Below are 18,683 nucleotides of genomic sequence, written 5' to 3'. Positions count from 1 at the left end.
CCGTCCGCGCCGGCGCCGTTCGTGCCGCCATCGGCTCAACGCTCTTGCGTTCACCCGGCAGCATCAACCCCGTGCAATAGTCACGCAGTGGCCTCATCCGCACCGCCTGACCAATCACACGTCCCAGTCCCGCTACATACGCCGTAAACCGTGCCTCGCTGTCTTCAACCTGGTTGAGATCCATCTGGCCCTCCGCGTGCCAAATATTGAATCTCTTCAAATATTTGATTCTCCGCCCTCGCGGGCGCGGCCGAATGACTCAGTAAGATTAGCCGAAGGCGTAATCCACCACCGTCTGTTTCCGCAGAAACAAAAGAGGTGGATTACGCTTCGCTAATCCACCCTGCGAGACCGCGTTACGCGTCCTCGACGCCCGCCTCATCCGGCGTGAACTCGTAGACCGAGCTGCAGAACTCGCAGGTCACCACGACCTTGTCGTCCTTGACCATGGCCGAGCGGTCGTCCGGCGAAAAGCTCTTCAGCATGGACGCGACCGCATCGCGCGAGCAGGAGCATTGCGCTTTCAACACCAGCGGATTGAACACGCGCACGCCGCGTTCGTGGAAGAGGCGGTAGAGCAGCCGCTCGCCGGAGAGATCGGGATCGATCAGCTCGACGTCCTCGACGGTTTCGATCAGCGAACGCGCCTCGACCCAGGCATCGTCCTCGGCGACGGCGTGCACCTCGACGCCATCGGGCGCATCGCCGGGATGCAGATCGGCCTGCCGCGCGCGCTCCGGCGCCTTCGGCAAAAACTGCATCAGCATGCCGCCGGCGCGCCAGCGATGCTTGCCGCCGTCGCTCGAGCGCCACTCCTCGCCGACCGCGAGGCGCACGCGCGTCGGGATCTGCTCGGAGCGAAGGAAATATTCGTGGGCGGCATCTTCCAGGCTGCCGCCGTCGAGCGCGACCAGGCCCTGGTAGCGGCTCATGTCCGGACCCTGGTCGATGGTCATGGCGAGATGGCCATGGCCGAGCAGCGTGCCGGAATCCTTGGTGTCACCGAGGCGCTCGGCATCGAAGCGCGCATAGGCGCGCAGGCGATCCGGCGCCTGATAGTCCACCACCAGGAACGACACCGGCCCGTCGGTCTGGGCCTGCAGGATGAAACGGCCTTCGAACTTCAGCGCCGAGCCGAGCAGCGTCGTCAGCACGATGGCCTCGCCGAGCAGCTTGCCGACAGGTGCCGGATAATCGTGCTTGGTCAGGATCTCGTCGAGCGCCGGGCCGAGCCGAACCAGCCGCCCGCGCACATCGAGCGCGTCGACCTCGTAGGGCAGCACGGCGTCATCGATCGGAACCGCGGATGGCGCGCGAACCGGGCCTTCGGGCCCGGTTTTGATGTCAGGGGATTGGGAAACCATGGCGCGTTATTTGGGGTCTGAGAGTGAAAATGGAAGGGGCGGCCTGTACCCCGGCCGCGCGTTGGAACGCACGAGTTAAACACGGAATCAGTGTCGTCCTGGCAAAAGCCAGGACGACGATCCAAACTGACTTCAGCGCGCCTACTTCACCGCGTCGAAACACCAGGCCAAAATGCCCTTCTGCGCATGCAGACGGTTCTCGGCCTCGTCGAACACGACCGATTGCGGGCCGTCGATCACCTCGTCGGTGACCTCCTCGCCGCGATGGGCGGGCAGGCAGTGCATGAACAGCGCGTCGGGCTTGGCCAGCGACATCAGCTTCGAATTGACCTGATACGGCTTGAGCACATTGTGACGGTGCTCGCCTTCCTTGTCGCCCATCGACACCCAGGTGTCGGTGATGACGCAATCGGCGCCGTGCACGGCGGCCTCGGGATCGGTGCCGAGCACGATCGGCGCACCGGTGGCCTTGATGAAGTCGCGCATCACCTTCTTCGGAGCAAGCTCCGGTGGCGTTGCGACGTTGAGCTGAAATTTGAAGCGCTCGGCCGCGTGGGCCCAGGACGCCAGCACGTTGTTGTCGTCGCCGGTCCAGGCCACCGTCTTGCCCTCGATCGGGCCGCGATGTTCCTCAAAGGTCATGAGGTCGGCCATCACCTGGCACGGATGCGAGCGCCGCGTCAGGCCGTTGATCACGGGCACGGTTGCGTTCGCCGCGAGCTCCAGCAGGGCCTCGTGATTGAGGATACGGATCATGATGGCGTCGACATAGCGCGACAGCACGCGCGCGGTGTCGGCAATGGTCTCGCCGCGGCCGAGCTGCATCTCGGCACCGGTGAGCATGATGGGCTCGCCGCCGAGCTGGCGCATGGCGACATCGAACGACACGCGGGTGCGGGTCGACGGGCGCTCAAAAATCATCGCCAGAGTCTTGCCTTCGAGCGGCTTGACCGGCTGATGCGCCTTCTGCTTCGCCTTCATGGCGGAGGAAGCCGCGAGCATGCTCTTGAGCTCCGACAGCGGCAGCTCGTTGATATCCAGGAAGTGCTTTGGCGTCTTGCTCATCAGCTTGCCGCCTGCTTGTTGCCGGACAGCGCAGTGCAGGCGCGCTCGAGCCGGCCGATGCTGTCCTCGATCTCGGCTTCGGTGACGATCAAGGGCGGCAGGAAGCGCACGACATTGTCGCCGGCGCCGACGGTGAGCAGCTTTTCGTTGCGCAGCGCTGCGACCAGATCGCCGGAGGGCACCACGGCCTTGATGCCGATCAGGAGCCCCTCGCCGCGGACTTCGCTGACGACATCGGGGTGACGGTCGATCACGGAGGCGAGCTTCTGCTTGAGCAGCAGCGACATCCTCTGCACGTGGTCGAAGAAGCCGGGCTTGAGCATGACGTCGAGCACGGCGTTCGCAGCCGAGATCGCCAGCGGATTGCCGCCGAAGGTCGAGCCGTGCGAGCCAGGCCCCATGCCGGAGGCCGCGTCCGCGGTCGCCAGCACCGCGCCGATCGGGAAGCCGCCGCCGAGCGCCTTCGCCAGCGACATCACGTCAGGCGTGACGCCGGTGCGCCGATGGGCGAAGAGATCGCCGGTGCGGCCCATGCCGGTCTGCACCTCGTCGAAGGCAAGCAGCAGGCCCTTCTCATCGCAGAGCTGACGCAACGCCCTCAGGAAGGAAGGCGTAGCCGAACGCACGCCGCCCTCGCCCTGGATCGGTTCAATCAGGACGCCGGCGGTCTCGGGGCCAATCGCCTTCTTCACGGCTTCGATGTCGCCATGCGGAATCTGGTCGAAACCGTCCATCGGCGGACCGAAACCTTCGAGATATTTTGCAGAGCCGGTCGCAGCCAGCGTCGCCAGCGTGCGGCCGTGGAAGGCGCCTTCGAAGGTGATGATGCGGTAGCGCTCCGGATGTCCCTTGGAGAAGTGATGATGGCGGACCAGCTTGATCACACCCTCCAGCGCTTCCGCGCCGGAATTGCAGAAGAACACGAAGTCCGCAAAACTCTCGTTGCAGAGCCGGTTCGCGAGCTTCTCGCCGTCCGGGCTCTGGAACAGGTTCGACATGTGCCAGAGCTTGGTCGCCTGCTCCTGCAGCGCCTTGACCAGCGCGGGATGGGCATGGCCGAGCGCGTTCACCGCCACGCCCGAGGTGAAATCGAGATAGCGATCGCCATTGGTCGCGATCAGCCAGCAGCCTTCGCCGCGCTCGAAACCGATGTCGGCCCTGGCGAAAACGGGGAGCAAATGCGGCGCGGCGCTGTTGGTCATGATGGTCTCTTTAGATGTTTCGGACGGCCTGAACGTGCGTTGCGCAGCGCATCATTGGTCCGGAAAACGAAACGTGCCGCCTTTTAAGGGCGGCACGCACCACTATCTTATGCCTGGCACCATTGGTGTCAATGCCGCCCGGAAAGCCCCGCGAAACGCTGATTCCGTAGTCTTGCGGTGCCAAATTTGCGGGGTTTTGGCCACGGAACATGTGGAAGCGAGTCGGCGGACTCTTGCGCGTGAGTCACGCCATATTGTAGCGTTTGGCTTGTCAGATACGACATCTCGTGCAGCGGTTCTGATCCCAAAAGTCCTCATGTACCGGCGTAAACGTTCGGGCGTCTCATTGCGCCCGGCGAGCCTTAAGGGATTCTGGCGGCACGGGTTTTTCGAGGCTTAGGCATTCGTCGTGCCGCCCCACGATGGCAGGCGCGCGGCGAAGGAAAGGTTACAATGACGGTTTTGACCTGGTCCGACGATCGCGTCGAGCAGTTGAAAAAGCTCTGGGAGGCCGGACTTTCGGCCAGCCAGATCGCCGCTGAGCTTGGGAATGTCACCCGCAACGCCGTGATCGGCAAGGTGCACAGGCTCGGCCTGTCGGGCCGCGCCAAGAGCCCGTCTTCGGCAGCTCCGCGGCCGCGCAAGGCGCGTCCGGCGCAGCACATGATGCGGGTGAGCAGGCCCATCGCACGCGGCAACACCGCGCTGGCGCAGGCCTTCGAGGTCGAGGTCGAGGCCGAGCCGGTCACCTACGACAACGTGGTGCCGATGAGCCAGCGGCTGTCACTGCTCGAATTGAACGAGGCCACCTGCCACTGGCCGGTCGGCGATCCCTCGAGCCCGGATTTCTTCTTCTGCGGCGGCAAGGCGCTCTCCGGCCTGCCCTATTGCGCCCAGCACTCGCGGGTGGCGTATCAGCCGGCAGCGGATCGCAGGCGGGCGCCGGCGAAGCCGCCGCGGTAAGCTCAGCTCCAAACGACAACGTCCCGGCCGGGTGCGCAACTGCGCCCGGCGGCCGGGACGATCGGGAGAAAGTTCAGCGCGCCTTCGGCGCGCTTTTTGTTTGCGGTGTGCTCAGGCCTGCTCGGCCTTCGCGAACCGATCATCGAGCGCATAGCCCGCACCGCGCACGGTGCGGATCGGGTCCTGCTCGCGGCCGAGATTGAGCAGCTTGCGCAGGCGGCCGATATGCACGTCGACGGTACGCTCGTCGATGTAGATGTCGCGACCCCAGACGCTGTCGAGCAGCTGCTCGCGCGAGAACACGCGGCCGGGATGCTCCAGGAAGAACTCCAGCAGGCGATATTCGGTCGGACCGAGATCGATCGGCCGGCCGGAGCGCGCCACGCGGCGCTTTTCGCGGTCGAGCTCGATGTCACCGAAAGCGAGCACCGTGGCGAGCCGCTCGGGGCTTGCGCGCCGGAGCAGGCCCTTCACACGCGCCAGCAGCTCGGGCACCGAGAACGGCTTGACGATGTAATCGTCGGCGCCGGTCGCCAGGCCCCGCACCCGCTCACTCTCCTCGCCGCGCGCGGTGAGCATGATGATCGGCAGCTGCTTGGTGTCGGACCGCGCACGCAGCCTGCGGCACAGCTCGATGCCGGATAGTCCCGGCAACATCCAGTCGAGCACGATCAGATCGGGGATGTGCTCCTTGAGACGGGTGTCGGCGTCGTCGCCGCGCATTACCGTCTCGACGTCATAGCCGTCGCCTTCGAGGTTGTAGCGGAGGAGCTCGGTGAGAGCTTCCTCGTCTTCAACCACCATAATGCGTGCGCCCATGGGGTCGTCGCTCCTTAAGGATTCAAGTATTGGGGACCGTCGTGGCGAAGGTCGTCATGTCGCCCTTCGGTCGCTTGTCGGTGATGGCCTGGCCTTCGATCATGTAGAACACGGTCTCGGCAATGTTGGTGGCGTGGTCGCCGATCCGCTCGATGTTCTTGGCGCAGAACATCAGGTGGATGCAGAACGAGATGTTGCGCGGATCCTCCATCATATAGGTGAGGAGCTCGCGGAACAGCGAGGTGCAGATGGCGTCGACTTCCTCGTCGCCCTTCCACACCGCCATCGCCGCCGGCAGGTCGTGCGCGGCATAGGCGTCCAGCACCGACTTGACCTGCTGCTGCACGAGGTCGGTCATGTGCTCGAGGCCGCGGAACAGCTTGAGCGGATGGAAATCCGTCTCCAGCGCCGCGACGCGCTTGCCCATGTTCTTGGCGAGGTCGCCGATCCGCTCGAGATCGGTGGCGACGCGCATGGCGCCGACGATCTCGCGCAGATCCACCGCCATCGGCTGGCGGCGCGCGATCGTGAGCACGGCGCGCTCCTCGATCTTCTTCTGCAGCGTGTCGAGCTCGGCGTCGGTGGTGACGACGCGCTGGCCGAGCGCGACGTCGCGGCGGATCAGCGCGTCGACGGAATCGACGATCATGCGCTCGGCGATGCCGCCCATCTCGGCGACCAGGCGCGTGAGCTCCTGGAGGTCGGTGTCGAAGGCTTTTGCGGTATGTTCAGAACCCATGTGCCGTCTCCTCAGCCGAACCGGCCGGTGATGTAATCCTGCGTGCGCCGGTCGGTCGGCGACGTGAAGATCTTGCTGGTGTCGTCGAACTCGATCAGCTCGCCGAGATACATGAACGCAGTCTTGTCGGAAACGCGCGCCGCCTGCTGCATGTTGTGGGTGACGATCGCGATGGTGTAGTTCTCGGACAGTTCCTGGATCAGCTCCTCGACCTTGGCGGTCGAGATCGGGTCGAGCGCCGAGCAGGGCTCGTCGAACAGGATCACCTCGGGCCGCACCGCGACGGTGCGGGCGATGCAGAGGCGCTGCTGCTGGCCGCCGGAGAGCGACAGGCCGGAGGCGTTGAGCTTGTCCTTGACCTCGTTCCACAGCGCGCCGCCGCGCAATGCCTTCTCGACGCGGTCGTCCATCTCCGACTTCGAGATCTTCTCGTAGAGACGGATGCCGAAGGCGATGTTCTCGTAGATCGTCATCGGGAACGGCGTCGGCTTCTGGAACACCATGCCGACGCGGGCGCGCAGCAGATTGAGGTCGAGCTTGGGGTCGAGGATGTTGGTCTGGTCGAGCATCAGCTGACCGGTGACGCGCTGGCCCGGATAGAGGTCGTACATCCGGTTGAAGATGCGCAGCAGGGTCGACTTGCCGCAGCCGGACGGGCCGATGAACGCCGTGACGCGGTTGGTGCCGAGCGACATATTGATGTTCTTCAGCGCGTGGTGCTCGCCGTAATAGAAGTTGAGATTGCGCACCGTCACCTTGGCGGGGGCTTCGGGCAGCACCGGCGACTGAGGCAGGCCGCCGGCCGCGCTCATCGATACGGAAAGATCACTCATTTTGCGGTCCTCTCGGCGCCAAGAATGCGCGCGCCAATATTCAGGGCAAGCACGGTCAGGGTAATCAGCAGCGCGCCGCTCCAGGCGAGCTGCTTCCAATAGGCGTAGGGGCTCTGGACGAAGTTGTTGATGGTGACCGGCAGGTTCGCCATCGTCTTGTTCAGGCCGAGGCTGAAGAACTGGTTCGACAGCGCGGTGAAGAGCAGCGGCGCGGTTTCGCCGGCGACGCGGGCGGTGGCGAGCAGCACGCCGGTGATGAGACCGGAGCGCGCAGCGCGATAAGCGATCCGCTTGATCACCAGCGAGCGCGGCAGGCCGAGGGCGGAAGCCGCCTCGCGCAGCGCGTTCGGCACCAGCAGCAGCATGTCCTCGGTCGTGCGCAGCACCACCGGGATCACGATGACGGCGAGCGCAAGCGAGCCTGCGATCGCCGAGAAGCCGCGCATCGGCACCACCACCGCGCCGTAGACGAACAGGCCGATGATGATCGAGGGCGCCGAGAGCAGGATGTCGTTGATGAAGCGGATCACCGAGGTCAGCTTGTCGTTGCGACCGTACTCGGCGAGATAGGTGCCAGCGAACAGGCCGAGCGGCGCGCCGATGCCGACGCCGATCACGGTCATGATCAGCGAGCCGACGATGGCGTTGCGCAGGCCGCCTTCGGTCGAGCCCGGAGGCGGCGTGTCAGCGGCGAACAGTTCGAGGTTCAGGCCTGCGACGCCGTTGTAGAGCAGCGTGACCAGGATCAGCGCGAGCCAGGTGACGCCGAAGGCGGCAGCCCCGAAGCAGAGCCCGCGGACGACGATGTCCTTGCGGCGGCGACGTGAATAGATCGGGTTCATGGCGTCAGTTCCCCGCCTTCTTTTCCAGCCGCATCAGCATCAGCCGCGCCGCGGCGAGCACGAAGAACGTCAGCACGAACAGCAGCAAGCCAAGCAGGATCAGGCCGGACTGGTGCAGGCCGTCGCTTTCGGCGAATTCAGATGCAATCGCCGCCGAGATCGTGGTGCCCGGCGCGAAGATCGATGACGAGATGCGGAACGAGTTGCCGATGATGAAGGTCACCGCCATGGTCTCGCCGAGCGCACGGCCCAGCGCCAGCATGACGCCGCCGATGACGCCGACGCGGGTGTAGGGGATTACCACGCTGCGGACGACTTCCCAGGTGGTGCAGCCGACACCATAGGCGGCCTCCTTCAGCACCGGCGGCACCGTCTTGAACACGTCGACCGAGATCGAGGTGATGAAGGGCAGCACCATGATGGCGAGGATCAGCGCCGCGTTGAACAGGCTGAGATAGGACGGGGGGCCCGCGAAGATCGCGCCCAGCACGGGAACGCCGTCAAAAATCTTGATCATGAAGGGCTGGAAGGTGTTGGCCAGGAACGGACCCAACACGAAGAAGCCCCACATGCCGTAGATGATCGAGGGGATGCCGGCGAGCAGCTCGATCGCCATGCCGATCGGGCGGCGCAGCCATTGCGGGCAGAGCTCGGTCAGGAAGATCGCAATGCCCAGACCAACCGGAATGGCAATCAGCATCGCGATGAAGGAGGTGACGAGCGTGCCGTACATCGGTCCGAGCGCGCCGAGCACGGGCGGATCGGCCGAGGGCGCCCAGCGCTGCGTCCACAGGAACGCGAAGCCGAATTCCTTCATCGCCGGGAAAGCGCCGACGATCAGCGACAGGATGATGCCGCCGAGTATGAGAAGCACCGAGATCGCGCTGATCCGCGTGATCCAGTAGAAGGTGACATCGCCGAGCTTGAACGCGCTCAGAGCTTTCGCGCGATCATATGGTCCGGCGTCGTCGACGATATCGCTCTGAACGGCCATCTCTGCCACGCCGATCCCCTGTACCAAAATTATATACGCTTGTTATCGGTTTCGTGCCCCGGACACAGCGCGATGCTGATCCGGGGCCTAAAAGTCGTGTGGTCCGCGATGCGGCCGTTTGAAGCCGCACCGCATCCAGAGACGAGGAGCTTAGCTCTTGATCTCGGCAGCCCAGGTCTTCTCGATCAACTGGACGACGGGGTCCGGCATCGGGATGTAGTCGAGCTCTTCAGCCGCCTTGCCGCCGTTCTTGAAGGCCCAGCGGAAGAACTTGATGGCTTCCTGCGAGGCCGCCTTGTCGGTGGCATCCTTGTGCATGAGGATGAAGGTCGCCGCCGTGATCGGCCAGGACTTCTCGCCGGGCTGGTCGGTCAGGATGACGTAGTAGCCGGGAGCCTTGGCCCAGTCGGCGTTGGAAGCGGCCGCCTGGAAGGCTTCGACGGTCGGCTGCACCGGCTTGCCGGCCTTGTTGACGAGACCGGTGTAGGTCAGCTTGTTCTGCTTGGCATAGGCGTACTCGACGTAGCCGATCGAGTTCTTGGTCTGGCTGATGTTGCCCGACACGCCTTCGTTGCCCTTGGCGCCGACGCCAACCGGCCACTCGACGGCGGTGCCTTCACCGACCTTGCTCTTCCAGTCCGCGCTGGCCTTGGCGAGATAGTTGGTGAAGTTGAAGGTGGTGCCCGAACCGTCCGAGCGGCGAACCACGGTGATCGCGTCCGACGGCAGCTTCACGTTCGGATTGAGCTTCTTGATCGCGGCGTCGTCCCATTTGGTGATCTTGCCGAGATAGATGCTGGCGAGGGTCTCGCCGTCGAACACGAGCTCGCCGGCCTTGACGCCCTCGATGTTGACGACGGGAACGATGGCGCCCATCACCATCGGCCACTGCACGAGGCCGTCCTTCTCGAGCTGATCGGCCTTGAGCGGCGCGTCGCTGGCGCCGAAGGTCACGGTCTTGGCCTGGATCTGCTTGATGCCGCCGCCGGAACCGATCGACTGGTAGTTCAGGCCGTTGCCGGTCTCCTTCTTGTAGGCGTCAGCCCACTTCGAATAGATCGGGAACGGGAAGGTCGCGCCTGCGCCGGTGATATCGGCGGCAAAGGCCGCCGTCGTCGTTGCGGCGACCAAGCCGGCAGCGACGATCGTTTTGATGAAATTCATGCTGGTCTCCATACAGGGGAGCGAAGCGCCATTAGCGCCCGATCGCGCTCCCCGTGCCGCCCCTTTAGGAGCGGTCGGCTGTGCTTTTACGAAGGTTTAGTGACAGTCGGATGACACCATCAAGCGATTGAAATCACTTGATTTTCAGCTCGCAGCCGGAGTCTTGGCCTGGGGGAAACAAGCGGTGAAAGTGGCGCCCTGTTTAGGCACGCTTTCGATCAAAAGACGGCCGCGGTGACGGTTAAGAATATGTTTCACCAGCGATAATCCCAGTCCGGTCCCGCCCTGGGAGCGGCTGTCGCCGACGTCCACCCGGTAGAAGCGCTCGGTTAGCCGCGGCAAGTGCTCGGGTGCAATGCCGGGGCCGAAATCCCGCACGATGACCCGGATTTCCTGAGTTCCATCAGTGGCCGGGGTTGCGGTAAGCGACACGATGACGCGTCCACCGGAGGCGCCGTATTTGAGCGCGTTCTCGATCAGATTCTCGAACAGGCGCAGCAGCTCCTCGCGGTCGCCGGCAATCATGACCGGCGCTTCCGGCAGATGGGTCTCGACCTCGACCTGGCGTTCCCGGGCCAGCGGCTCGAGCCCGTCGGCGACCTGGAAGATGATCGGCAGCAGGTCGACCAGGGTGTCCGGCCGGACATGGGCCGACAGTTCCACCCGCGACAGCGACAAGAGATCGTCGATCAGGCGCGCCATGCGGGTGGCCTGATTGTGCATGATGCCAAGGAAGCGCTCGCGCGCCTTGGGATCTTCCTTGGCCTGACCCTGGAGCGTGTCGATGAAGCCCGACAGGGCGGCCAGCGGCGTGCGCAATTCATGGCTGGCATTGGCGACGAAGTCGGCGCGCATCTCCTCGACCCGGCGCAGCGGCGTCTGGTCGTGGAACGTCATCAGCATGCACTTGTCGGCGCCGCCGAAATTGGTCGGTACCGGCACCGGCGTAATGGTCAGCTCCATCCAGCGATCGACCGGCACGTGGTCGAGATAGGTCGTGCGCCGCGCTTCGGAGGTCGCGATCGACTCGCGCAGGGCCGTGATGATCTCCGGCGAGCGCAGCGCGAACTGGGCGAGCTCGTTCTTGCGCAACGCCGGCGCGAGCTGGGCGGCGGCGGCATTGAGATGGATGACGCGGCCTGCGCGGTCGAGCAGCACGGCGGGATCCGGCATTCCGGCAACGACCGCGGCCACCGCCGCGCTCTCGACTGGATTGACGCGGCGGGTGTCCTCGCGGGAGGCAGCGGTATCATGCAGCCGCCAGGGGATCAGCGCCGCGGCGGCGATGCACAGGAACACCGTCGCGGCCCGCATCACCGACAATTCGCCGAGCGAGACCACGACCGACAGCGCCAGCGCGGCGGCGATCAGGATAACGGTCGAGTGCCGCAGCCGGTCGGACCAGGGCTGCACCGTGGGAGACGAGGGAGCGTCGATCGCCATCGGGGCGGGCTTCTCCTTGTTGCCTTTTGCGCCGGTCAGGCGCCGCTGTCGCTGCGCTTTCTCACATAAGCGGCTTCAGGCGGTGGGCCTGGATCGAGCTTGAGCGCGGCCTGTTGCAGCCGTTTCGATCGGGCGCCGATGATAACCTCGCGAAACGTCAGCAAGATTACAGAGATGACGAAGGGCGACAGATAATACAGGACCCGGAACAGCAGCATGCCGCCGAGCAGTTCCTCGCGGTCCATCTGCCAGAGGCCGACCAGCATGGCGGCGTCGAACACCCCGAGCCCGCCGGGCGAATGGCTGGCGAAGCCGAGCAGCGTCGCCGAGACGAAGATGACCGCGACCACGACGAAGCCGAGATTGGGCTCGTCGGGGACCAGCACATACATCGCGAGCGCGCAGAAGCCGAGATCGATGATGCCGATGGCGATCTGCAGCAGCGTCAGCGGACCGCCCGGCAGCACCACGGTCCAGGGGCCACGTCCGACCACCCGCGGCTGGGTCCAGACCCAGACCACGTAGCCGACCAGCGCTGCGAGGATCATCATCGCAAACGTCCGGTTCAGCCAGGGCGGAAGCATGTCGATCGAGGCGGCCGCCTCCGGATGATAGGAGATGCCGAGGCCGAGCACCGCGGCATTGCCGAGCCAGAAGGTGAGGCCGGCGAGGAAGCAGATCTTTGCGACGTCGATCGCGTTCAGCCCATAGGCCGAATAGATGCGATAGCGCACCGCGCCACCGGTGAAGACGCTGGCGCCGACATTGTGGCCGATCGAATAGCTGGTGAAGGCCGCGAGCGCGTTGATGCGGTAGGGCACGTGGGCATGGCCGATCGCGCGCACGGCGAAGAGGTCGTAGAAGGTCAGCGTGAAATAGCCCGCCATCACGAACAGCGCCGCCATCGCAATCTGGCGCGGCTCGGTGCTCTTGATCGCCTCGATCACCTCGTTGGTGTCGATGCCGCGCAGCATGTGGTAGAGCACATAGCAAGCGATGCCGATGACCGCGACGCTGATCACAACTCCCAGCTTATGCAGGATTTGCTTCTGGCGCAGAAACGTCATCGCCCTGCGTATGGCTTCCAGCATCTAGACCTCGAACAACGCTTCAGCGGCCAGGGTGGCCGGCGAACAGGCGGACGACGCACAGGCACTCAACGAACAAGCACTCAACGAACCCTTGCCGCCGGCTCCGGCACCGCGCATGCCCCCCGACCCTCCACTAGCGCGTTTTTTGGTGGAGTGGAATTCGCCAATGTGAACAAAATCACGTGCCTTCAACATTTTAGGCAGGTTTGCGGGTTCAAGGTGCACGGTTTGGCGCTTTCGACGGCAGGGCTGACGCGAATCTCCATGGCAATCCTGCTTAGGGGCCATGAAGTTTTGATGATTTCGACCGGACAATGTTCCGTCACGCCTTAAGTCGAAATCAATCTATGGGCCGCACCCGCCTGTTGAAAGAGGGGAGCGAGCCGCGCCGGCCGGCCGCAGCACAAATAGCCGCGCGACGATCGCGCGGCCGAGGCATTTTCCCTGACAATTTGGGTGCACCGCGACATCACAGATACAGGTGCTGTCGAAGTCGTCCGCCGGCGCGGGGCCGGCGGAGAGCATGCTGTTCGGAAGTACCGCCGCCCTCAGGCCGCGAGTTGCGGACGCACCGCCTCGATGCCGGCGATCCAGCCGGCGACGGAGCGGCCGATCGCCTCGGGGTGATCCTCCTGAAGGAAGTGCAGCCCGGCGCCGAGACGAACGTGCGCGCAGTGCTTCAACGACGCCGCAAATGTCTCGGCGAATTCCGGAGCAACCAGCGCACCGGGCTCGCCCGAGAACAGCAGCTTTGGATAAAAAGAAGCGGCCAGCGCGGCGTGGGCGGATTGGAGTGCTGCATCAACATCGGCGGGCTCGCCTGCGATCGGCAGCTCGCGCGGAAGCGCAAGAACCGGGCGACGGCTCTCCGGTGTCGGGAACGGCGCACGATAGGGCGACATCTCGTCGTCGCTGAGCTTGCGGACGATGCCGCCGGGCAGCACGCGCTCGACGAACGCATTCGCCTCGAGGATCATGGCCTCGCCTTCACCCGGCGTCCTGAACTTGCGGAACACCGCCCGCGCCGCCTCTGCGTGGTCCTGTTCTTCCGCGCGTTCGGTGTAGTGAAAGTCCTGCCAGGTCGGCATCGGACGGATGAACTCCATGAAAGCGAGACCGCGCACGAAATCCGGCCCCCGTGCCGCAAGATGAAGCGCGAGCGCCGTGCCCCAGTCCTGCGCGACGAGATAGGCCGACTTGATGCCGCGCTGTTCGATGAAGGTATCGAGATAGCGCACGTGATCGAAGAAGCGGTAGGCGATGTCGGGCTTGCCGGATTGACCGAAGCCGATGAGGTCGGGCGCGATGCAACGCGCGACCGGCGACACCAGCGGCAGGATGTTGCGCCAGATGTGCGACGAGGTCGGATTGCCGTGCAGGAACAGCGCGACCGGCGCATCCTGCTCACCCGTCTCACGATAGGCCATCGTGCTGCCCAGCACCGGCGCCAGGCGAATCTCGATCTCGATCGGCTTGCTCATGTCGTCGTCTCCCTGAACACGGTTTGGAATGCTATGGTCTTGAAGCGCTCGAGCGCCTTGGGATTGCGGTCGACCTTCATGCGCAGGATCGCGCCCTGCCAGGACGCGAGCAGGAAGTCGGCAAGCTCGTCGGGCTTGAAATCGGAGGCGATCTCGCCGCTGGTCTGGGCATCCCCGATGCAGGCGGCGAACGGCATGCGCCATTCGGCGAAGATCGCCGAGAGACGCGCACGCAGCAGTTCGCTGCTGCCTGATGCCTCCAGGCTGAGATCGCCGATCAGGCAGCCGCGGCCATAGCCGTCGGCCTCGAGCCGGCCGGTGATGATGTCGAGGTAGCGCCGCAGCCGCGCCCGCGGCGTCAGCGAGGTGTCGTCCAAGGCCTCGGCGACCAGCCCCCTGGTGACATCGAAATAGCGGTCGAGCACCTCGGAGGCGAACGCCTCCTTGGAGCGGAAATGGTTGGTGAAGGAGCCCTGCGGCGCATCCGCTGCAGAGGTGACGTCGCGCACGCTGGTGCCGTGGTAGCCGGTCCGGAACATGACCTTCAGGCCGGCGTCGAGGATGGCGTCTTTAAGCGAGGGTTTTGGCATGAGCGAAATAATACGTACGTACGTATTGATGTCAAGCGCCGACTTGCACCCGCTGCGATCTGCTTACCGATCAGACAGTTATTCGGAATCTGAGACGATCGATCGCCCGGCAGCGGATCGCGGTTCAGGCCGCAGGCTGGCTGCGCGAGACCACCCAATAGCGCAGCCATGCACCGATGGTGCAGCCGACGAGGTAGCAGGCGAACAGGACCAGCCCGAGGTCGAGCCAATAGCCGAAGCGGCCCGGGATCACATGCGCGAACGAGGCCGCGACCAAGGCCGCCACGAGCACCGCGAGGCAGCGCGCCGTCACCTTCGAGGTGCCGTTGCCGCGCTGGACCACCGAGATCCAGCCCATGCAGAAGCCCAGCAGCGCCGAGCCGATCAGCCAGCCTATATGGAACGAGACGAGATAGGGCATCATCACCTCACCAGAAATTCGATGCGGCGGTTTTGCGCCTTGCCGTCGTCGGTGTCGTTGGCGGCGACGGGCTGCGTGCTGCCGTAGCCGACCGCGCTGAAGCGGTCAGCCGGCAGGCCGGCCTTGACCAGATAGTCGATCACCGCCTGCGCGCGCTTCTCGGAGAGCGCCTGATTGAAGGCATCCTCGCCGTCGGAATCGGTGTGGCCTGCGACCTCGATATTGGTGGTCGGGCAACGCAGCGCCGTCTCGATCAGATGATCGAGAATGCCGGCGGAGTCGGGATCGATGTCGGCGCGCTTGGTTGCGAAGCGGATCTTGCCCTTGGCGAGCAGCTCCGAGAACAATTGCTGGCAGACGGTGCCGTCGACCGGCCCCGCCGCGGGCTTCACGGTGATTTCGGGCTTGTATTGCCAATTCTTCGGAAAGTCCTTGCCGAGGCCGGCGCGGATGTCGTTGGCCGCACCTTCGTACAGCGCATCGCCCGACAGCTTCACCTCGCGATCCGAGACCACCAGCGTGCCGGTCGAGAGCCGCGACAGCGCGCCGAGCGCTGCGACCACCGCGGTGTTGAAGGAGCCGGGCGCACCGACGCTGGCCTTGAGATTGTCGACCACCTTCTCGGTGAAGAATTTTCGCGACGCGCTGGTCGCGATCGCGGTGTGCACGTTGTTGTCGGGCACGTAGCCGGTCAGTGTCACGGTGGCGGCGACCGGATCCTTGTAGGCCTGGAAGATGTAGGGCGGTGCCTTGATCTCGTTGGCGGCGATCGAAAAGCCTTCGGGCAGGTTCTTCAGCGCAGCTGCGATCGCCTCACGGCCGCCGATGTCGCGCGCCATGCCTGACAGATTGACCTTAGTGTCTGTTATCGTGATCTTGCCGTCCTTCAGCTTACCGATCTGGTCGAGCAGCAGCATCGCGGCCGCCTCAAAACGCGCCGGCGCGCCGCGGGCTAGGCCCATCTGATCGGCGACCTCGGTCCCATTGACCTCCTTGCGGGCGGCTTCCGTCAGGCGCGCCTTCATCGACGGCAGCGGCGCGGAACCCGACAGCGTCACCCGCACCACGTCACGCTCGGCACTCCAGACGAAGGGCTTGGCTTCGGGAGCAAGGCGGGTCTGGTCATCAACCAGCCGTACTCCGGGAACCATCTCGACCGTGGTCACGGCGTCGCGGCGCCCCTCCTCGGAGAAGGCATCCGCGGCCAGGCTGACGTCACGGCCGTCCACGGCGATCCGGGTCTTGTCCAGGACAGTATCCTTGAGCGCGGCCGAGCTGCGGGCCGACAGGTCCGCCTCGACCGGCAAGGTGTTATTCCAGGCCGCAAATCCCCACATGACGGCCAGGGGGATCAGCCCTGGCCACCATTTGCTGGCCCACCTGAAAAGCATCTGCATTCGACGACCCGAACTCTGGAACCGGAGACAAAACAAACCCTTGGCGGGCTGTCAAACCGGAAATGGGGCCCTTTCGGGGGCCACGCGTGGACAATTGGAATAACTTTTTCTTCAAGGGTCACACCCTAAGTTGAAGGCGGAATGCCCAGGGGCGGCCAGCCGGTCATGAAACAACTCCGTAACAACGTCATTCGCGCCGGGCTGGGAGCACTCTATTTCAGCGGGGCGCACCATCTGCTGCGGCCGCTGCTGTCGGGCGTCGGCGCCATTTTCATGCTGCACCACGTGCGGCCGACCCGTGAGGGCGCGTTCCAGCCGAACCGGCATCTCGAGGTCACCCCCGATTTCCTGCGTGCGACGCTGTGCCATCTGCGCTCGCGCGAGATCGACATCGTCAGCATGGACGAGTTGCACGAGCGGCTGGTGCAGGGCCGCTTCGACCGCCGCATCGCCGCCTTCACCCTCGACGACGGCTATCGCGACAATCGGGAGCACGCGCTACCAGTGCTGCGCGAATTTGACGCGCCCGCGACCATCTATGTCGCCAGCGACTTTGCTGAGGGCACAGGACGGCTGTGGTGGGCCGCGCTGGAGGCCGTCATCGCCAAGGCCGAGCAGGTCGACGTGCAGATCGGTCATTCCGCGCTGCGCCTCGATGCGAGCACGCCTGCCGCGAAGCAAGCGGCGTTCGACCGTCTGCATGACTGGCTCCGCGCGCTTCCCGGCGAGCACGATCTGAAGCGCGAGATCGAGGCGCTTTGCGCCGCGCACGGTGTCGACATGGAAGGCCTGTGCCGCAGCCTCTGCCTCTCCTGGGACGAGGTGAAGCGGCTCGCGGCCGATCCACTGGTCACGATCGGCGCCCACACCATCAGCCATTGCAATCTCGCCAAGCAGAGCGAGGAGATCGCCGCGCAGGAGATGGCCGTCAGCCGGGTGCGGATCGAGACCGCGCTGGAGCGCCCGGTGCTGCATCTCGCCTACCCCTATGGCGACCGCGAGGCCGCGGGTGAACGCGAATTCGCGATGGCCGCATCCGCCGGCTTCAAAACCGCGGTGACGACACGGCCCGGCATGCTGTTCGCGGAGAACGCCGGCCACATGACCGCGCTGCCACGCGTCTCGCTCAACGGCAATTACCAGGACGCGCGCATTCTGCCGGTGCTGACGTCCGGCGCGGCGACCGCGATGTGGAACGGCTTTCGCCGGTTTGCCGCGGCTTGACTGTTGTCCCGGGATTCGCCGGGACAACACCGAGTTGACTCCCCTCCCCGCGGCGCTCAAAACGTCGCAAACCAAGGGAGGCACCATGTCCAACGATCTATTTTCGCTCAAAGGCCGCATCGCTCTCGTGACCGGCGGCTCGCGCGGCATCGGCAAGATGATCGCGGCCGGCTTCCTCGGCGCCGGCGCTGCAAAAGTCTACATCACCGCGCGCAAGGCCGGTCCCTGCGAGGCGACGGCGAAGGAGCTCTCGGCGCAATATGACGGCGAGTGCATCGCGCTGCCGATCGACATCTCGACCGTCGAAGGCTGCGACAAGCTGGCTTCCGAAATCATCAAGCTGGAGCCGAAGCTCGACATCCTCGTCAACAATGCCGGTGCGGCCTGGGGCGCGGAGTTCGACGAATTCCCCGAAAGCGGCTGGGACAAGGTGATGGACCTCAACGTCAAGTCACTGTTCTTCCTGACCAAGGCGCTGGCGAAACCGCTGCGCGCGGCGGCGTCGCACGAACGGCCCGCCAAGGTCATCAACATCGCCTCGGTCGACGGCATCTTCGTCAATCCGGGCGAGACCTATTCCTACGCAGCGAGCAAGGCCGCGGTGATCCATCTGACGCGGCGCATGGCGACCAAGCTGATCAAGGACAACATCAACGTCACCGCGATCGCGCCGGGCGCGTTCAAGTCCGACATGAACCGCGCCGCGCGCGACCACTCGGACGACGTCGCCAAGCGCATTCCGTCGCGGCGTATCGGCACCGACGAGGACATGGCGGGCGTAGCGATCTACCTCGCCTCGCGCGCGGGGGATTATGTGGTCGGCAACACGATCGCGGTGGATGGCGGTGTGGTGTACGCGAATGCGGGATTGGAGATTGCGGGGTAGGCGGCGCGCGAGCTAGCGCGTCACACTCCGCTGTCGTCCCGGCGAACGCCGGGACCCATACCGCGTGATCTAGCGTGGCGGCTGGTGGGAGTACCGAACGACGAGTCTTCGCCAAACAACTCCCTGTGGTTATGGGTCCCGGCTTTCGCCCTAGGGGATGCACAC

General features: G+C 64.8%; 19 protein-coding genes. 3 read left to right on the top strand and 16 right to left on the bottom strand.

The features are described from left to right. The 4 genes from FXB40_RS46905 to FXB40_RS46890 all read right to left on the bottom strand — a co-directional run. Nucleotides 1–184 (bottom strand): transposase (locus FXB40_RS46905; protein ID WP_187437610.1); only part of this gene is annotated, 184 nt, incomplete at its 3' end. A 172-nt stretch (nucleotides 185–356) separates the two neighbouring features. Next, nucleotides 357–1,364: an Hsp33 family molecular chaperone gene (locus FXB40_RS46900; RefSeq protein ID WP_148779028.1), complete on the bottom strand. Its 1,008-nt coding sequence runs from the start codon at nucleotides 1,362–1,364 to the stop codon at nucleotides 357–359. Nucleotides 1,365–1,505: 141 nt separating this feature from the next. Then, nucleotides 1,506–2,429, bottom strand: coding sequence for an ornithine carbamoyltransferase (gene argF, locus FXB40_RS46895; RefSeq protein ID WP_148779027.1), 924 nt, complete (start codon nucleotides 2,427–2,429; stop codon nucleotides 1,506–1,508). Continuing rightward, nucleotides 2,429–3,631 (bottom strand): aspartate aminotransferase family protein, encoded by a 1,203-nt coding sequence (locus FXB40_RS46890; protein ID WP_148779026.1) that lies wholly within the window; start codon nucleotides 3,629–3,631, stop codon nucleotides 2,429–2,431. Before FXB40_RS46890 ends, argF begins: the two co-directional genes overlap by 1 nt. Before the next feature lie 453 nt (nucleotides 3,632–4,084). Here FXB40_RS46890 and FXB40_RS46885 point away from each other — a divergent pair, with 453 nt between their 5' ends. Next, nucleotides 4,085–4,594, top strand: coding sequence for a GcrA family cell cycle regulator (locus FXB40_RS46885; protein WP_148779025.1), 510 nt, complete (start codon nucleotides 4,085–4,087; stop codon nucleotides 4,592–4,594). Nucleotides 4,595–4,705: 111 nt separating this feature from the next. Here the strand turns inward: FXB40_RS46885 and phoB are convergent, their stop codons facing one another. The 12 genes from phoB to FXB40_RS46825 all read right to left on the bottom strand — a co-directional run bounded on the left by phoB (nucleotide 4,706) and on the right by FXB40_RS46825 (nucleotide 16,408). Beyond that, nucleotides 4,706–5,413 carry a phosphate regulon transcriptional regulator PhoB gene (phoB, locus tag FXB40_RS46880; RefSeq protein WP_027533133.1) on the bottom strand — a complete coding sequence of 236 codons (708 nt, stop codon included), beginning with the start codon at nucleotides 5,411–5,413 and terminating at the stop codon, nucleotides 4,706–4,708. A gap of 22 nt (nucleotides 5,414–5,435) precedes the next feature. Further along, nucleotides 5,436–6,152, bottom strand: a complete 717-nt coding sequence (gene phoU / locus FXB40_RS46875; protein WP_148779024.1) for a phosphate signaling complex protein PhoU — start codon at nucleotides 6,150–6,152, stop codon at nucleotides 5,436–5,438. 11 nt (nucleotides 6,153–6,163) lie between these two features. Continuing rightward, a complete protein-coding gene (gene pstB / locus FXB40_RS46870) occupies nucleotides 6,164–6,985 on the bottom strand; it encodes a phosphate ABC transporter ATP-binding protein PstB (protein WP_148779023.1) in 822 nt (273 codons plus the stop codon). Further along, nucleotides 6,982–7,827, bottom strand: coding sequence for a phosphate ABC transporter permease PstA (pstA, locus tag FXB40_RS46865; protein WP_148779022.1), 846 nt, complete (start codon nucleotides 7,825–7,827; stop codon nucleotides 6,982–6,984). Before pstA ends, pstB begins: the two co-directional genes overlap by 4 nt. A gap of 4 nt (nucleotides 7,828–7,831) precedes the next feature. Continuing rightward, a complete protein-coding gene (gene pstC / locus FXB40_RS46860) occupies nucleotides 7,832–8,821 on the bottom strand; it encodes a phosphate ABC transporter permease subunit PstC (protein ID WP_187437612.1) in 990 nt (329 codons plus the stop codon). Between the two features lie 150 nt (nucleotides 8,822–8,971). Then, nucleotides 8,972–9,985, bottom strand: coding sequence for a phosphate ABC transporter substrate-binding protein PstS (gene pstS, locus FXB40_RS46855; RefSeq protein WP_148779020.1), 1,014 nt, complete (start codon nucleotides 9,983–9,985; stop codon nucleotides 8,972–8,974). A 144-nt stretch (nucleotides 9,986–10,129) separates the two neighbouring features. After that, nucleotides 10,130–11,428, bottom strand: a complete 1,299-nt coding sequence (locus tag FXB40_RS46850) for an ATP-binding protein (protein ID WP_148779019.1) — start codon at nucleotides 11,426–11,428, stop codon at nucleotides 10,130–10,132. 35 nt (nucleotides 11,429–11,463) lie between these two features. Further along, the gene (locus FXB40_RS46845) at nucleotides 11,464–12,519 is read right to left on the bottom strand and encodes a lysylphosphatidylglycerol synthase domain-containing protein (protein ID WP_148779018.1); all 1,056 of its coding nucleotides are present in this window, start codon (nucleotides 12,517–12,519) and stop codon (nucleotides 11,464–11,466) included. A 548-nt stretch (nucleotides 12,520–13,067) separates the two neighbouring features. Beyond that, nucleotides 13,068–14,000, bottom strand: a complete 933-nt coding sequence (locus FXB40_RS46840; RefSeq protein ID WP_148779017.1) for a haloalkane dehalogenase — start codon at nucleotides 13,998–14,000, stop codon at nucleotides 13,068–13,070. Further along, nucleotides 13,997–14,590: a TetR/AcrR family transcriptional regulator gene (locus FXB40_RS46835; protein ID WP_187437609.1), complete on the bottom strand. Its 594-nt coding sequence runs from the start codon at nucleotides 14,588–14,590 to the stop codon at nucleotides 13,997–13,999. The genes FXB40_RS46840 and FXB40_RS46835 overlap by 4 nt, the downstream gene beginning before the upstream one ends. Before the next feature lie 124 nt (nucleotides 14,591–14,714). Further along, nucleotides 14,715–15,011 carry a hypothetical protein gene (locus FXB40_RS46830; protein WP_187437611.1) on the bottom strand — a complete coding sequence of 99 codons (297 nt, stop codon included), beginning with the start codon at nucleotides 15,009–15,011 and terminating at the stop codon, nucleotides 14,715–14,717. A gap of 2 nt (nucleotides 15,012–15,013) precedes the next feature. Then, the gene (locus FXB40_RS46825) at nucleotides 15,014–16,408 is read right to left on the bottom strand and encodes an OmpA family protein (RefSeq protein ID WP_148779014.1); all 1,395 of its coding nucleotides are present in this window, start codon (nucleotides 16,406–16,408) and stop codon (nucleotides 15,014–15,016) included. Between the two features lie 165 nt (nucleotides 16,409–16,573). Between FXB40_RS46825 and FXB40_RS46820 the strand changes: the two genes are divergently transcribed. Next, nucleotides 16,574–17,632, top strand: a complete 1,059-nt coding sequence (locus tag FXB40_RS46820) for a polysaccharide deacetylase family protein (RefSeq protein ID WP_148779013.1) — start codon at nucleotides 16,574–16,576, stop codon at nucleotides 17,630–17,632. 85 nt (nucleotides 17,633–17,717) lie between these two features. Next, on the top strand, nucleotides 17,718–18,518 hold the full coding sequence (locus FXB40_RS46815; protein ID WP_148779012.1) for an SDR family oxidoreductase: 801 nt from the start codon (nucleotides 17,718–17,720) through the stop codon (nucleotides 18,516–18,518). Nucleotides 18,519–18,683: the final 165 nt, after the last annotated feature.

Origin of the sequence: Bradyrhizobium rifense (assembly GCF_008123425.1) — a bacterium.
In the GTDB taxonomy this organism is placed as follows: Bacteria; Pseudomonadota; Alphaproteobacteria; order Rhizobiales; family Xanthobacteraceae; genus Bradyrhizobium; species Bradyrhizobium rifense.
Note: the sequence above shows the minus strand (reverse complement) of the source record. Positions and strands in the feature narration are given on the sequence as shown.

What these genes read in the sequence shown, in the direction of transcription:
- FXB40_RS46850 (WP_148779019.1), bottom strand. Translation starts at nt 11,428, where the DNA reads ATGGCGATCGACGCTCCCTCGTCTCCCACGGTGCAGCCCTGGTCCGAC.
- phoB (WP_027533133.1), bottom strand. Translation starts at nt 5,413, where the DNA reads ATGGGCGCACGCATTATGGTGGTTGAAGACGAGGAAGCTCTCACCGAG.
- FXB40_RS46830 (WP_187437611.1), bottom strand. Translation starts at nt 15,011, where the DNA reads ATGCCCTATCTCGTCTCGTTCCATATAGGCTGGCTGATCGGCTCGGCG.
- FXB40_RS46835 (WP_187437609.1), bottom strand. Translation starts at nt 14,590, where the DNA reads ATGCCAAAACCCTCGCTTAAAGACGCCATCCTCGACGCCGGCCTGAAG.
- pstA (WP_148779022.1), bottom strand. Translation starts at nt 7,827, where the DNA reads ATGAACCCGATCTATTCACGTCGCCGCCGCAAGGACATCGTCGTCCGC.
- FXB40_RS46890 (WP_148779026.1), bottom strand. Translation starts at nt 3,631, where the DNA reads ATGACCAACAGCGCCGCGCCGCATTTGCTCCCCGTTTTCGCCAGGGCC.
- pstS (WP_148779020.1), bottom strand. Translation starts at nt 9,985, where the DNA reads ATGAATTTCATCAAAACGATCGTCGCTGCCGGCTTGGTCGCCGCAACG.
- FXB40_RS46885 (WP_148779025.1), top strand. Translation starts at nt 4,085, where the DNA reads ATGACGGTTTTGACCTGGTCCGACGATCGCGTCGAGCAGTTGAAAAAG.
- FXB40_RS46845 (WP_148779018.1), bottom strand. Translation starts at nt 12,519, where the DNA reads ATGCTGGAAGCCATACGCAGGGCGATGACGTTTCTGCGCCAGAAGCAA.
- FXB40_RS46815 (WP_148779012.1), top strand. Translation starts at nt 17,718, where the DNA reads ATGTCCAACGATCTATTTTCGCTCAAAGGCCGCATCGCTCTCGTGACC.
- FXB40_RS46825 (WP_148779014.1), bottom strand. Translation starts at nt 16,408, where the DNA reads ATGCAGATGCTTTTCAGGTGGGCCAGCAAATGGTGGCCAGGGCTGATC.
- pstC (WP_187437612.1), bottom strand. Translation starts at nt 8,821, where the DNA reads ATGGCCGTTCAGAGCGATATCGTCGACGACGCCGGACCATATGATCGC.
- FXB40_RS46840 (WP_148779017.1), bottom strand. Translation starts at nt 14,000, where the DNA reads ATGAGCAAGCCGATCGAGATCGAGATTCGCCTGGCGCCGGTGCTGGGC.
- phoU (WP_148779024.1), bottom strand. Translation starts at nt 6,152, where the DNA reads ATGGGTTCTGAACATACCGCAAAAGCCTTCGACACCGACCTCCAGGAG.
- argF (WP_148779027.1), bottom strand. Translation starts at nt 2,429, where the DNA reads ATGAGCAAGACGCCAAAGCACTTCCTGGATATCAACGAGCTGCCGCTG.
- pstB (WP_148779023.1), bottom strand. Translation starts at nt 6,985, where the DNA reads ATGAGTGATCTTTCCGTATCGATGAGCGCGGCCGGCGGCCTGCCTCAG.
- FXB40_RS46820 (WP_148779013.1), top strand. Translation starts at nt 16,574, where the DNA reads ATGAAACAACTCCGTAACAACGTCATTCGCGCCGGGCTGGGAGCACTC.
- FXB40_RS46900 (WP_148779028.1), bottom strand. Translation starts at nt 1,364, where the DNA reads ATGGTTTCCCAATCCCCTGACATCAAAACCGGGCCCGAAGGCCCGGTT.